This is a genomic window from Brachybacterium tyrofermentans, assembly GCF_014897585.1.
GTDB lineage: Bacteria > Actinomycetota > Actinomycetes > Actinomycetales > Dermabacteraceae > Brachybacterium > Brachybacterium tyrofermentans.
In genome coordinates this window covers 117240-130971 of sequence record NZ_JABUXW010000015.1, presented here as the reverse complement: position 1 = coordinate 130971, position 13732 = coordinate 117240, and the positions used below count along the sequence as shown (strand labels likewise).

At 72.7% G+C, this 13732-nt stretch carries 10 protein-coding genes; 5 read left to right on the top strand and 5 right to left on the bottom strand.

The annotated features are described in order from the left end of the window. Positions 1-319: 319 nt before the first annotated feature. The 4 genes from INT49_RS12675 to INT49_RS12660 form a co-directional block, all read right to left on the bottom strand. Positions 320-1645, bottom strand: a complete 1326-nt coding sequence (locus INT49_RS12675; protein ID WP_193118104.1) for a sigma-54-dependent transcriptional regulator family protein — start codon at positions 1643-1645, stop codon at positions 320-322. 173 nt (positions 1646-1818) lie between these two features. Then, positions 1819-1983 (bottom strand): hypothetical protein, encoded by a 165-nt coding sequence (locus INT49_RS12670; RefSeq protein ID WP_193118103.1) that lies wholly within the window; start codon positions 1981-1983, stop codon positions 1819-1821. Between the two features lie 69 nt (positions 1984-2052). Next, positions 2053-2835, bottom strand: a complete 783-nt coding sequence (locus INT49_RS12665) for a metal-dependent hydrolase (RefSeq protein ID WP_193118102.1) — start codon at positions 2833-2835, stop codon at positions 2053-2055. 167 nt (positions 2836-3002) lie between these two features. Further along, positions 3003-5927, bottom strand: a complete 2925-nt coding sequence (locus tag INT49_RS12660; protein ID WP_193118101.1) for an FAD-binding and (Fe-S)-binding domain-containing protein — start codon at positions 5925-5927, stop codon at positions 3003-3005. A gap of 90 nt (positions 5928-6017) precedes the next feature. On the opposite strand from INT49_RS12660, the gene glsA reads away from it, so the two are divergent. The 4 genes from glsA (at position 6018) to INT49_RS21165 (ending at position 11079) form a co-directional block, all read left to right on the top strand. Further along, positions 6018-7061, top strand: a complete 1044-nt coding sequence (gene glsA, locus INT49_RS12655; protein ID WP_193118100.1) for a glutaminase A — start codon at positions 6018-6020, stop codon at positions 7059-7061. 326 nt (positions 7062-7387) lie between these two features. Beyond that, complete coding sequence (locus tag INT49_RS12650) at positions 7388-8284, top strand: GNAT family N-acetyltransferase (RefSeq protein WP_193118099.1); 897 nt, start codon at positions 7388-7390, stop codon at positions 8282-8284. 42 nt (positions 8285-8326) lie between these two features. Then, positions 8327-9157, top strand: a complete 831-nt coding sequence (locus tag INT49_RS12645) for a DUF5926 family protein (protein ID WP_193118098.1) — start codon at positions 8327-8329, stop codon at positions 9155-9157. Then, positions 9154-11079: a glycosyltransferase gene (locus tag INT49_RS21165; protein ID WP_226850438.1), complete on the top strand. Its 1926-nt coding sequence runs from the start codon at positions 9154-9156 to the stop codon at positions 11077-11079. The genes INT49_RS12645 and INT49_RS21165 overlap by 4 nt, the downstream gene beginning before the upstream one ends. A 6-nt stretch (positions 11080-11085) precedes the next feature. Here INT49_RS21165 and INT49_RS12635 read toward each other — a convergent pair whose 3' ends face one another. After that, on the bottom strand, positions 11086-13137 hold the full coding sequence (locus INT49_RS12635; protein ID WP_319021608.1) for a hypothetical protein: 2052 nt from the start codon (positions 13135-13137) through the stop codon (positions 11086-11088). 180 nt (positions 13138-13317) lie between these two features. On the opposite strand from INT49_RS12635, the gene INT49_RS12630 reads away from it, so the two are divergent. Beyond that, positions 13318-13725 carry a GntR family transcriptional regulator gene (locus tag INT49_RS12630; protein ID WP_193118097.1) on the top strand — a complete coding sequence of 136 codons (408 nt, stop codon included), beginning with the start codon at positions 13318-13320 and terminating at the stop codon, positions 13723-13725. The last annotated feature ends 7 nt before the right edge of the window (positions 13726-13732 follow it).

Below are 13732 nucleotides of genomic sequence, written 5' to 3'. Positions count from 1 at the left end.
GGCCCCCGATGTAGTTCTCGTACCGCTGCGCGAAGGTGACCTTCGCTCCGTCGGTCCCGGGGTGTGCATAGGCGGTCATTGGTGTGCCTCCACTGGGTAGCGGACGTCCGCTCCGCCGCGGGTCAGTGCGGTGGTGCCGACGACGTCGTCGGATGCGAATCACCGTAACGGGGGTCACGTTGCATCCACGTTGCGCGGGTGGCAGGCGGGGTTCAGGAACCGTGCGGGCGGCGTGGTCCCGGCGGCGCCGTGCAGTGCCGCTCAGCGCGTGCAGTGCAGTGCAGCGTGGCGGTGAGGGGCAGTGCGGTGCGGGTCCGGGTCAGCCCGACTCGCCGCGCAGGTCGCGAGCTCGGGCCGCGGCGGCGGAGCGTTCGGGGGCGTCGGCCGGGGCGAGCTGGAGGATCGCCATCAGCACTTCGAGGTCCGCCGCCGCCTCGGGGCGCTGCGCGTATCTCCACAGCTGCGCGGAGGTGCCGGACTCGAGCAGCAGCTCGCGCAGGTGCCCATCCAGGGTGCGGCGCAGGCGACCGATCGCCGGAGCCTCGGAGGCCGGCAGCAGATCGCCGACGCACTGGGCGAGCGCCACCTCGACATCCCCTCGCTCGAGCGCGGCGCGAGCACGGGACAGGTCGCTCTCCAGCGGCCCCTGCAGCCGGTACGGGCGAGCCAGGATCTCCGGTCCGCCGATCTCGGCGAGCCGTCGGCGCAGCCGCACCACCTCGGCGCGCACCGTCCCCTCCGCGGCCGGAGTGCCGTGCAGGTCCTCGGCGAGCTCGGCGCCGCTGATCCCGTCGGGGTGCAGGTGCAGGAGGGTCAGCAGCTCGGCGTGCCGCCCGCTGAGCTCGGAGGAGCCTGCCGCCGAACGCAGCAGAGGTGTTCGGCGCCCGGTCAGCAGGATCTCGGGGCGACGTGCTTCGGGGGAGCGGGGCAGGATGCGGCGGCTGACGCCCCGGTGCACCTCCTGCGGGGGGCGGCCGACGGGCAGCAGGGCCCGCAGCTCCTCCTGCACGGCCCGGGAGGTGGCCTCGAGCAGCGGCAGCACGAGCGGGGAGACGGCCTCGGCGCTGCCGGTGACGTCCAGGACGCCGAGCAGCTCGCGGGTGCGGGGGTGCAGCACGGGCACGGCGCTGCAGCTCCACGGATGCACCGCCTCGTGGAAGTGCTCCGCACCGACCACCTGCATGGGGGCGGCGGTGGCCAGGGCCAGGGCGGGGGCGGAGGTGCCCATCGCCGCCTCGGACCAGTCCGCCCCGGCGGCGAAGCCCATCGCGTCCGCGCGGGAGATGAGCTGTGGCCGCCCCTCCACCCAGAGCAGGCGCCCCCGGGCATCGCCGAGGGCGACCATCAGCCCCGCCTCGACCGCCGGCTCGATGAGCCGTGAGCGCAGCAGCGGCAGCACGGCGGAGAACAGGTGGGTCTCGCGCGCCCCGGAGAGGTCATCGCCCTCGAGCACGGCGTGCCCGGTGCCGTCGCTCGCGTCCGCCGTCGGCCGCGCGGTCAGCGATCGGCGCCAGGACTCCAGCACCGCGTCGCGCACCGGGGCGTCGGTCGCACGGAGCTCGGCGTGAGCGCGCAGGTCCTCGTGGGCGCGCAGCAAGCGCGCCTGGTAGTCGGAGTCCGTCGGCGACCAGCCGGTGGCGGTCATGCCGTTCTCCGCCTGCGGGCAGAACTGTTGATCACGATCCACCTCATTGTCTCTCGCGTCACACCTGGCCTGACCGTACAGCGCGCACGGGTCAGGGGCAAAGGCGGACGCCAGCGGATCAGGGATCAGAGATCAGGGATCGGGCACTGCGCATCGAGCCCCGCGGGCGGAGCTCAGCGACCGAAGAGGCGGGCGAGGATGCCGGTCTTCGGGGTCTCCTCGGTGTGGCCGGGGCACCGGTTCGAGGCGGGGACGTCCTTCATGACCTGGTCGACGTGCTGGCCGCAGCCGGCCCAGGTGGTCTTGCCACAGGTGCGGCAGGTGGTGGCTCTGCACATGATGTCCTCCTCAGGACGGTGGGGTGGAACGGACGGTGGGGTGATACGGGGGCTGGGTGAGTGCCCGCCTCAGAGGGCCAGCGTCCCCGGAGCCTGCGCGAGCGTGGTCACCAGGGCCGTCGCGGCGTAGCCGGTCACGACGGTGCACAGCAGCCACTCCCGTGCGCTGCCTGCATCGCCGAGCAGCGGCACGGCGATGTCCCCGCTGCGCTGCCAGATGCCGGACGCGAGGCGCTTCGGGGGTCGGATCACGAGCGGCCAGGTGGGGAACGGGATGCCGTCGGTGGTGAGCAGATCGCCGACGAGATGGACCAGCACGCCCACCGCCACGGCGGCCGGGAGCCAGATGGAGGTGTCCGGGGCGACCACGGCGACCAGCAGGCCCGAGGCGATGCCCACGAGCCACGGCAGCAGCCTGCCCTCGACCATCTTCAGCGCCCGGGTGCCGACGGCGCACATCGCCGCCACCAGCAGCGCGGCGCCCGCCTGCACCTCGCCCACCCCGGGCACCACCACCTGCCAGTCGAGACGGTTCACGACCACGGCCAGCGCGGTGAAGAGCGCGGCGGCCAGGATCGTGTGGGTCGCGCCGCGATGCCCGGCCACGGTGCTGACCGCCCGGGTGAGGGCCTTGGTGAGGCCGCCGCCGGAACGGGAGATCGTGGCGCTGGGATGGTCGATGTCCGGCAGCAGGGCCGCGCCGGTCGCGACCACCGCGCCGGCGAGGACCTGCGCAGGATCGAGGCTCCACAGGTCCAGGCCCACCACGTGGTCGAGCACGGGCGCCGAGCCGGCCAGCGCCATCCAGGCCGCTGTTCCGCTGATCGCATGATGTCCGCCCATCATGGGCATCACCCTCCTCGGGAGATCGTCGACGTGGCCTCACCAGGGGAAGGGCGCGGGCGGAGCCGCTGGTGGGACGCGTGACGTCACCGGGGGAGGAGGGCCGCCGGGAAGACTACCGGCGGGTCATGACAGCCGGTGGCGCCGTGCCCGGAGGGCAGAGGGTGGGAACCCTCTCACCGCGTCACGGCCTCCAGCAGCTCGAGCACGTGCCGGTACGGCTTCCCGGTCGCAGCCTGCATGCCGAGCTCGCACGTACGGTTCGAGCTGACGTACCAGTCCGTCTCCCGCTGGGCGATCTCGGCCGCCTCCGCGCGGGTGGCCGACGCCGTGAGCTCGGGGTGCAGCATGCCGCGGTCGCCCGCATAGCCGCAGCAGCCCCAGTCCACGGGCACCACCACGTCCCGGGCGGCGGCCTCGGCGATCGCGACCAGGTCGTCAGTGGCGCCGAGGTGCGTGGTCGAGCAGGTGGGGTGCACGGTCACGGACCCTGCGGGCTCCCGGACCGTCAGGCGCGTCAGCAGGTGGCGGCGCACGAAGGTGATGGCGTCGAGCACCTCGATCCCGGTGCCCTCCAGGGCCCCGAGGATCCCTTCGGTGCAGCTCGTCGCATCCACGATCACCGGCAGCTCGCCGTCATGGCTCGCCGTCAGCAGAGCGGTGCGCACCTGCTCGCGCATCTGCTCCTTGGCGCCGGTCATGCCCTTGGAGGAGAAGGGGGTGCCGCAGCACAGGGAGGCGGCGTCGTCCGGGACGGCCAGGCGCACGCCGGCGCGCTGGGCGAGCAGATCGATGGAGGCGGGGACGCCCGCGCTGGTCGTCGGGGCGGTCGTCTGGGCCGACGTCGAACCCGATGTCGACCCGGACGTCGCACCTGACGTCGAACCGGAGGTCGCACCCGACGATGCCGCACTTGTCCCGGTCCCGCACGCGCAGCCACCTCCGCAGCCGCCGCCCGCTGCGCCGTCACTGCTGCGGGGTTCCTCGGCGGCCCCGAACATGGTGTGCACGCAGGCCGGGAGGTACACGGCGCTGACGTCGGCCGATGCCCGGCCGCGCCCGCCCGCGCGCCGCGCCGACCCTCCGCGGCGAGGCAGCTCGCCGCGGTACTGGGGCACGACGTCGCTGCCCAGCAGCGCGCGGCCCACATCGGTCGCCGCCCGCGGCAGCACCTGCGGGAGCTTCCCGGCCACGCCCATCGCGGCGGACGCCCCGCGGGTGAGCAGATCCCAGTTCCCCGCCGCGGCCTTCCACGCCGCGTTCGGAGCCGCGCTCGCGTCCTCCGCGCGCAGGCGTCGCACCAGATCGCCGGTGTTGATGCCGACGGGGCAGGCGGTCACGCACATCCCGTCGACCGCGCAGGTCTCCAGGCCCTCGTACTCATAGGCGCTGCGGATAGCGGCGGCGGTGGCACTGTCCCCGCGCTGCTCGGCGAGGTTCGCGTCGCGACGCAGCACGATCCGCTGGCGCGGGGTGAGGGTGAGGTCCTTCGAGGGGCACACGGGCTCGCAGTAGCCGCACTCCACGCAGCGGTCCGCCTCCTCCTCGATCCCGATGACGGGCTTCAGATCGCGCATGTGGGCGGAGGGATCCTCGGTGAGCACCACGCCGGGATTGAGGATCCCGGCGGGGTCCACCAGCGCCTTGATCTCGCGCATCACGCCGTACAGCTCCGGTCCGTACTGGCGCTCCACGAACGGGGCCATCACGCGCCCGGTGCCGTGCTCGGCCTTGAGGTTCCCGCCGTGGTCCAGGACCAGCTCGACCATGTCCTGCGTGAACGCCTCCAAGCGCGAGGACCCTTCACCGAGCTGCTCGTTGAGCAGGAAGTGGATGTTGCCGTCCTTCGCGTGCCCGAAGATCACCGACTCGTCGTAGTCGTGACGGTCGAACAGGTCCTGCAGGCCGCGGCAGGTGGCCTCCAGCTCGGGCACCGGCACCACCACGTCCTCGAGCAGGGCGGTCGAGCCCGCCGGTCGGGCGCCGGCGATCGCGGCATAGAGGCCCTTGCGGGTGGTCCACATCGCGGCCCGACGTGCGGCGTCGGTGGTCATCTCCAGCGGCACCGACAGACCGAGCCCCTCGGACATCCCCACCGCGTCGGCCGCGCGCTGCGCGAGCTCGGCTGGATCGTCGCTGCGGTGCTCGACCAGCAGTGCGGCGTGGCGCTCGACGTCCAGGCCGAGGATCTCCTGGGGCGCTCCGGCCAGGCCCTGGGCGACGATCAGCGAGCGGGCGTCCATCAGCTCCGCGGTCGCGAACCCGGCACCCACCACCTCGGGCAGCGCAGCGGTCGCGGCCTCCAGTGAGGGCAGCACCAGCAGTCCGGTGGTGATGTGCTTCTGGATCGGCACGGTGCGGAACACAGCGGAGGAGACGAAGGCGAGGGTGCCCTCGGAGCCGACCACGAGATGGGCGAGCACGTCGGCCGGGGTCTCGAAGTCCAGCAGGGCGTTGATCCCGTAGCCCATCGTGTTCTTCAGCGCGAAGCGCTCCCGGATCACGCTGGTGGCCGCGGCGTCGTCGCGGACCTGCCGCATGAGGCGCACCAGGCCCTCATGGAGGGCGGGCTCCTCGCGCCGCAGGCGGGCGTCGGCCCCCTCGAGGCCGGTGTCCACGACCGTGCCGCTGGGCAGCACGAAGCGCAGCGACTCCAGCGTGCGATAGGAGTTCTCGGCGATCCCCGCCGCCATCCCGGAGGAGTTGTTGGCGATCACGCCGCCGATCGTGCACGCGACCTCGGAGGCCGGATCCGGCCCCAGGCGGCGCATGTGCCGCAACAGGTGCGCGTTGACCTGGCGCAGCGTCACCCCTGGGCCCACCCGCACGCGCTCGCCCCCGTCGAGCACCTCGATCGAGCGGAAGTGCGTGCGCACATCGGCCAGGACCGCCTCGGACTGCGCCTGGCCGGACAGGCTGGTGCCGCCGGAGCGGAAGGTCAGGGGCCGACGCTCCCGCATCGCCTCGCGCAGCAGCGCCACGACGGAGTCCTCGTCGGTGGGGGAGGTGACGGCCTCGGGCAGCAGCAGGTAGTGCGAGGCGTCGTGCGCGAGCGCGTGACGGGCGACGACATCGGTGTCGAGCAGGGGTGCGACGGTCATACCTCACGGTATCGCGGGAGGTCGGGGACGCGAGGTGGCTTCTCGCTCCATGAGGTTGCAGGTGCGGCGGCGGCCTGTACGGTCGGTTCCGTGACGAGCGCTCTGAACACCTACCTGAACCGCCTCACGATCGCCCTGTCCACGGCGACGGCACCCGAGGCGGACCCGACGACCGATGCGGTCCTCCCGGATCGTGGGATCTCCGGCAGCGCCCAGTCCGTCGGAGACATCCCGGAGCTCTCGTATCTCTCCGGCGCGCGCGAGGACCACCTCGGCGTCGCCGTCTGCACGATCGACGGGGAGATCACCTCCGCCGGCACCGACCACGCCTTCCCGGTGCAGTCGATCTCCAAGGCCTTCGCCTACGGGGCCGCGATCGATCTGCACGGGATGGACTACGTGGATTCCGTGGTCGACGAGGAGCCGACGGGGGAGGAGTTCAACGCCCTCAGCATCGACCGGCACTCGAAGAAGCCCAAGAACCCGCTGGTGAACATCGGCGCCATCCGCACCCACGCGATGCTGGGCCCCACCCAGGAGGAGCGCACGCAGCGCCTGCGCGACGTGCTCGATGCTGCCGCCGGGCGGCCGCTCGAGCTGCACCAGGAGACCCGCGAGGAAGAGATGACGATCGCCGATCGCAACCTCGCGCTCGCGTACATGCTCCGCGCGGCCGGCTCGATGACCGAGGACGCCGCCGACGTGGTCGCGGGATACATCGAGGGCTGCGCGGTGCTCACCACCGTCACGGACCTCTCGGTGATGGCTGCGACCCTCGCCTCCGGCGGCACCAATCCGCTGACCGGCGAGAAGGTGTTCTCCCGCGTCGCCGCCCGCCAGGTGCTCTCCGTGATGCTCACCTGCGGGATGTACGACAACGCCGGCGACTGGGTCAGTGACGTGGGCCTGCCCGCGAAGTCCGGCGTGGGCGGCGGGATCATCGCCGCGCTGCCCTCTCGCTTCGGCATCGCCAGCTACGCCCCGCAGCTCGACCTGCACGGCAACTCCGTGCGCGGCACCTACTTCTTCGAGCGGCTCAGCGAAGATTTCGCCCTGCATATGCTCGACGGTGCGGTGCCGCGGGACCTGGAGGAGTGCGCCCGAGAGCTGATGGAGGTCGGCACACACCCGTGAGCTGAGGGCCGGTAGCCGCCGGACCGAGAGCTGCCGGGGTGACCCCCCTTCCGGACCCGCCCCGCGAATCTGCCTCCTGCTCCTGCTCACGTATCCAGTGGCGCGAGGCGTGCAGGCTCGCCCCTCTGCGGGCTGCCTGCACACCTGGCGCCACTCGACGCAGGGCGGTTCGCTGCGGCGCGCTGGGGTGGGCAGGGGTACGCAGGATTCTGCCGAAGCAGGACGGAGCCAGCCGCAGAGGTCGTCTCAAGGTGCTGAACTCCGGTGGAGGCCTGCTTGCGACGTGCTCGCTTGTGGCGTGCTCAGCCGGATGCGAACCTTGCGGCATGATCTCCGCGAAGGTGCTGGCGCCCGACGACTGGCCCGTGTGGCGGGAGCTGCGCCTGCGTGCGCTCGCCGACGCCCCCGAGGCGTTCAGCAGCACGCTGGAAGGCGCCCTGGCTCGGGATGGTGCCGACGACGACCAGCGTGAAGCGTACTGGCGCGGATACTTCCGCCTTCCCGGGGTAGCCTACGTCGCTGTACGGCACGAGAGCGGCGTGGAGACCGCCGCCGGAATGGCCCGGCTCGTCACGACCTCGACCCGAGGGCAGCTCGCAGAGATATTCGCAGTCTGGGTCGCGCCCGAGCACCGCGGCCGCGGTGTCGGCCGGGTCCTCATCGCCGCCTGCGTCGACCACCTCGCCGCGCACCACCTGTTGACCCGGCTGCGCCTCGCGGTGGTCGAGACCAACCTGCCCGCCCGTCGGCTCTACGAGAGCTGCGGCTTCGGGGTGATCGGCCGCAACCCGGACGACGACACCGAGCTGCTCATGGAACGCCGCGCCGCCCCCATGGACCAGGAGAGCGTCGAGCTGCCCACCGAGCTCGTGGCCCGGTACCGGGCCGTGGACCGCGAGCACGTGGGCACACCCACTCTGGACACCCCCGCCCACCTGGACCGCCTGACCGAGCTGATCGGTCGTGAGGGCATGCGCACCCCGATCGATCTGGCTTTCACCGAGGAGTTCGCGACCATCGACGGCAACCACCGCATCGCCGTGGCCCGGAGGCTGGGCCTGGCGACGGTGCCTGTTCATCTCACCCGCCGCGCCGAGCACCCCCGCCCCGATCACGGGCGGGACATGGACCCGGCGGATCTGCGCGTGCTCGAGGCCGCCCTGGCTCCCTCACCCACCCATGCCCCCGATCGTGCGGGGCGCGGCACAGGAATCGTGGCGTGAGCATCCGACGAGGCACGCCTGCGGATCGGTAGACTTGCGGTCATGAGCTCCACCTCTCGAGATGCCCTGGTCCTCCGTCCCTTCGAGGGGCTGCCGAACGAACAGGATCTGGTGGCGATGCGCGAGCTGATCCCCGCGGCGACCATGGCCGCGAAGACCACCGCCGAGCACGGCGCGGTCGATGTCGAGATCGCGACGATCCTGCCGATGGCGTGGCCCGCTGTGCGCCGCACCGACGGGAGCATCACCGTGGGCATCCAGGCCGCCTACCCCGGCGGGGACCTCTCCCGCGGGATCGGGCAGGCCATCAAGCTGGCCCTCGCCCTCGAGCCCGGCAACCCGATCACCTCGGTGACCCTGGATGACGACGCCCCGCGCCTGCAGGAGATCCTCGACCTGACCGGTGACTTCACGATCGCCGTGCACGACACCTTCGAGTTCTGGCTGGACCCGAGCGCCGAGCGCACCCCCGAGATCGAGTCCTCGATCCAGGAGGCGAACCAGTCGATCATGCCCACCCGCGCCGTCGCCGGCCTCGAGCACGCCTACTGGGTCGACGCCGGGCCCAAGGAGCACCTGCGCTGGGTGCTCGACGCCGACGAGGAGAAGGTCATCGACGCGGTCACCCGCCTGCACGCACGCCGTGAGTCCGGGGTCGGCGAGGGCACCAAGTACGTCGGCTCCTTCCGCGCCGAGGGCCTCGCGATCCCCGTGTGGGACCTGCCCAAGGGCTTCGGCGCCGCAGGCGTCGAGGCGGAGGCGGAGGCGTTCCGCACCCGCTTCGAGGAGGCGCTGCACACCGAGGAGCCGCTCACCGCGCTCGAGCGTCGCGCCCGGGGCGGGATCGTGGCCCGACAGGTGACCCTGCGATGAGTGCGGCGGGGCCGCTGACGGCCCACCGCCCCGAGCGGGTGGCCGTGGTGATCCCTGCCAAGAACGAGGCGGAGAGGATCGAGGCGACCATCGTGGCCGCCCGCGAGATCCAGGGCGTGGATCTGGTGGTGGTCGTCGACGACGGCTCCACCGACGCCACCTCCGCGGTCGCCATGGGGGCCGACGCCCTCGTGGTGCGCCACAAGACCAACCGCGGCAAGGCGGCAGCGATGGCGACCGGTGCACAGATGGTCGCGATCCGGGAGGACGCCGAACGGGCCGACGGAGGCGCCGGCTTCTCCGAGGAGCTCCATGCCGAGCCGCGCTCGCCGGGGCACACCGGGCCGTTGCCCGTGATCGACGGCAAGGACCGGACGCCGCGCGCCCTGCTGTTCGTCGATGCCGACATGGAATCCTCCGTCACCACCGCTCAGCCCCTGGTGGATGCGGTGCTCGGCGAGGGCGTCGACATGGCGATCGCTCTGCTGCCGCCCCAGGCCGGCGCCGGCGGCATGGGGATCGTGGTGGGCACCGCCCGCCGCGGCATCCTGCGCGCCACCGGCTGGGAGGCCACCCAGCCGCTGTCCGGGACCCGCTGCATCACCCGGGAGACCTGGGAGGCCTGTCAGCCGCTGGCGCCGGGGTGGGGCGTCGAGACGTCGCTGACCATCGACGCGCTGACCGGCGGTTTCTGGGTCAAGGAGATCGAGACGTCCCTCGCGCACCGCGCCACCGGCAAGGATCTGCGCGGTCAGCTGCACCGCGCCGCCCAGCTGCGCGATGTGGTGCGGGCCTTGGCACGCCGCCGCCATGTCCTGCCGGACGAACCGGCCGATGACCCGACCGACGAGCCTGCCGTGCTGGCTGCGGGTACGACCGGTGAGTTCATCGGCGAGCCGGTGATCGACAGCTCTGGGGCCGAGCCAGCCGGGACTGAACCTGCTGAGGTCGAGCCCGCGGAGGTGGAGCCCGCTGAGGTCGAGCCTTCTGGGGGTGCGGCGACCGCGGCCGTCACCCCCGAGTCGTCCGTCGACCCGGAACGGTCCGTCACCCCCGAGCCGATTCCTGCTCCGGAGGTCAACAGCGAGTCAGAGCCAAGCGGCGAGCCGGAACCGGGCGTCGAGCCGGAACCCGACCGGGGCACGCGAGCCGAGGCTGAGAACCGCGGCGGCACCGTCCAGCCGCGCCCCACGTCCGTGCGGGCCGTCTGGCCGGGGGCGAAGCGGGCACCGGAACCGGAATCCGCCGAAGAGGTCAACGCCTGGGACCTCGGTCCGGTGGAGGAGGCCGCCCCGGAGGAGCCGAGCGCTCCCGCCTCGGGGACGACTCCTGGCCCGGAGTCCAAACCGGCCCCGGCGGCGAATCCGGTCCCCGTCGTGCCCGCGCCGTCGACATGGACCTCACCGCAGTCCCCGATCTCGTCGACACCCACGACCTCGGTCCCGACCTCGCCGTCGACCCCGGCTGCCGCACCGGGTGCAGCTGCGACGTCGCCCACGGATCCGGCGTCTGCTCCGACCACGGAGCAGGATTCCGCCGTCAACAGGGCGGATCGCCGCCGGGCGCGCCTCGCCGCGCTCCCGGTCAGCGGCGCCTTCTCCGACGAGGAGACCCGGGCGCTCGGCGATCTCGACATCGAGTCGCTGGACCGCCGGCTGCGGGCTCTACCGGTCGCAGGGGAATTCGCCCCGGATGACGTCGTCTACCTCGCAGGCATCGACCTCGAGGCTCTTGCGGCCCGGCTCGAGGCGGCTCCGGTGGCGGAGCGTTTCAGCCCCGAGCACGCCGTGATCATCGCATCGCATCTGACCGTGCCCGGGCCCGAGCTGCCCAGCTCGATCCGCCCGCCGCTGAGTGGTGATGAATACGCCTCGCTCGTGGTCCACGCCGCCGTCGAGGCCGAGAACGCCTCGGACGACTGAACCTGCCTACTGCGGGTCCGCGGAGCCCGTCGGCCGGGGCGCGGGCAGCGCGACCGGCAGGAAGGCGAACCAGATCCCGAAGACCGCGGCGACCAGCACCGGCCCGGTGTCGTTGACCGCATACCCCAGCCAGGTGCCGGCCACGAGGGCGACCCGCACCCGGTAGGCCGCAGGGTGCGCGGCGTCGAGCGCCACCAGCCGCGTGAGACGGAACCGGCGCGGGGCGAGCACGGCGATCGAGGCGAGCACAGCCAGCAGCATGATGAGTGCGAGCGCCCAGTAGCCGGTGGTCATCGCGATGTTCTGCGCGAGCTTGCGCGTGATCACGGAGAGCAGCTCGCCGCTCAGGAGCTCGTCGATGAACCGCCCCAGGTGGGTGCGGTCCTCGGGCGGACGCAGCCAGTCCAGGAAGGACACCCCGAGCACGGCGACGGCGCCGCCCGCGAGGAGCGCCAGGATGTGCCAGGCCTTCGGCCGGATCCCCGAGACGAGCAGGGCGAGCAGCCCGAAGGTGGGGATGGTGGCGAGCATCGAGCCGAAGTCAGCGCCCATGGACGGCGCCACGCACACGACCGCCACGCAGGCGCCCACCAGGAGTGTCCACACCACTCGGGCGCGAGGGGTGCGCAGCACGGTGAACAGGCACAGCAGCGCCATCATCGCCCCGGCGAACACCATGCCGTACAGGTGGTTGGAGAGCCCGTAGAAGCGGCCGCCGGAGATCGGCTGGGCACCGAGCGGGGAGCCCAGCTGGAACCGTGAGCCGAGCGCGGACTCGCCGAGGATCACGGCGGTGATCAGGGCGGAGGAGACCCCGAGCGGTCCGAAGCGATGGCGGCGCCACGGGCCGCCGAGCACGATCACGGAGAGCACCGCGCAGCCGCCCCAGACCACAGCGGTCAGTGCCAGGGTGTCGTGCTCCCCGCGCCACCAGGGCACGACGGATGCGCACAGTCCGACGGGGAGGGCGAGCGGGGCGATGGCCGCGAGGGCGCGGCCCACGGCGGCGAGCCGCCGGCGCCGTGCGAAGGCAGGCACGAGGCAGATCACGAGGCCGATCACGCCGAGCGCGAGCCAGGATCCCAGAGCCGGGACGGTCGCGGAGTCGACGATCGCGGCGGCCTGCGAACGGTCCAGGGCGAGCTGCTGGGGGTCGTCGTGGTCCGTGCCGCGGAACGGCTGACCGGGGATCAGGCCGTCGGCTGCGACGTCATAGGAGGCGAGGACCGTGGCGACCACGTCGGTCATCATCACGACGCCGTTCTGCTTGGTGGCACCGCTGGTCAGCGCCTGGCCGGGGAACGCGGAGTCCAGCGCGACCTGCAGGCCCACGGTGCGGGAGGCGACCGCACCGGTGCGCTCCATCTCGTCCGGGTTCGCCGGGTCGGTCGCAGCGACGGAGACCAGGAGCGTGCGGGGCAGGTCGGCGGACTCGCAGCCGCCGGCGGCGTCCAGCACTCCGCCGACCCTCTCGTCGAGGTCCGAGAGCGCCTGCTCGCGGCCCGGATCGTCGTGGTCGGGCACGGAGCCGAGGTCGACCTGCACGATGTCCTCGCCGGCGAGGGCGTCGGCGGTCTGTGCAGCGATCTGGTCCGGGTCCGACGGCCCGGATCCCGCCAGCTCGGGGTCGGCCTCCGCCGAGGCGTCGATCTCCGTGGTGTGGACGGGCAGCTGCTTCCACTGGTCCACCGGGGGGTTCGGGATCCCGGCCGAGCGGGGTGCCTTCTCGGCGAGGCCGCGGTAGCCGGTGTGCAGCGTCTCCAGGCCCTGGCGCTCCGTGGAGACCACGGAGGTCGAGGTGGTGTTCATCGCCCCTGCTCCGGAGCGATCCGCGAGGCACTGGATGTTCGGTGTCCGCTCGGCGGAGATGTCCTCCCAGCTCAGACCTGCGGTGGTCAGGACCAGGCGCACCGGGGCGTCTGCCTCCTGCGGGCCGTCGGCCTGCGCGGCGGGAGCGAGGCCCAGCACGAGCGCGCTCAGCATCAGGGTGAGCAGCACTGCCGGCAGCGCACGGAGCCGGCGGGCAGGGGAGGAGGAGACAGGCAGGTGGGGAAGCACAGGACGATGCTACGGGGCGCACCGCAGGCTCCCGGGCGTCTGCGCAGGGCCTCCACGCTTCTCCCACGGATTCCACGGGCCCCGCCGGCGCCCTGGCCGCGGCGCGCGCCGGGCGAGCGGTGCCGCACAAGAGGTGCTATGCAGCGCAGAGGAGGTCCGGGGACCCATATCGTGGACCCCATGAACACCCCGACTCCTCCCTATGAGCAGGTCCGTCGCGAGATCGTCGAGCAGGTCCGCTCCGGCGAGATCGCCCCGGGCGACAAGCTCCCCGCCATCCGCGTGCTCGCCGGCGATCTCGGCCTCGCCGCCGGCACCGTGGCCCGCGCCTACAAGCTCCTCGAGGAGGCGCAGATCATCGTGACCCGGCGCGGCGCGGGCACCACCGTGGCGCCAGGAGCCGTGGCTGCCAGCGAGAGATCCGCCGCGGCGACCGACAGGGAATCCGGGGGCGTCGCCGACCCGGACCTCGTCGCACTGTTCTCCGGACCCGTCGCCGACGCCCGTGCCAAGGGCCACGGTGACGTCGAGATCATGGCGTCGGTGCGGGCGGCGCTGGCGGGACAGGCCCCCGCGACCACCGCATGAAGCGACT

Bases quoted from the DNA above. Each gene is read 5' to 3' on its own strand.
- INT49_RS12645 (WP_193118098.1), top strand. From the start codon at position 8,327: ATGAGCTCCACCTCTCGAGATGCCCTGGTCCTCCGTCCCTTCGAGGGG.
- INT49_RS12665 (WP_193118102.1), bottom strand. From the start codon at position 2,835: ATGCCCATGATGGGCGGACATCATGCGATCAGCGGAACAGCGGCCTGG.
- INT49_RS21165 (WP_226850438.1), top strand. From the start codon at position 9,154: ATGAGTGCGGCGGGGCCGCTGACGGCCCACCGCCCCGAGCGGGTGGCC.
- INT49_RS12670 (WP_193118103.1), bottom strand. From the start codon at position 1,983: ATGTGCAGAGCCACCACCTGCCGCACCTGTGGCAAGACCACCTGGGCC.
- INT49_RS12660 (WP_193118101.1), bottom strand. From the start codon at position 5,927: ATGACCGTCGCACCCCTGCTCGACACCGATGTCGTCGCCCGTCACGCG.
- INT49_RS12675 (WP_193118104.1), bottom strand. From the start codon at position 1,645: ATGACCGCCACCGGCTGGTCGCCGACGGACTCCGACTACCAGGCGCGC.
- INT49_RS12630 (WP_193118097.1), top strand. From the start codon at position 13,318: ATGAACACCCCGACTCCTCCCTATGAGCAGGTCCGTCGCGAGATCGTC.
- INT49_RS12650 (WP_193118099.1), top strand. From the start codon at position 7,388: ATGATCTCCGCGAAGGTGCTGGCGCCCGACGACTGGCCCGTGTGGCGG.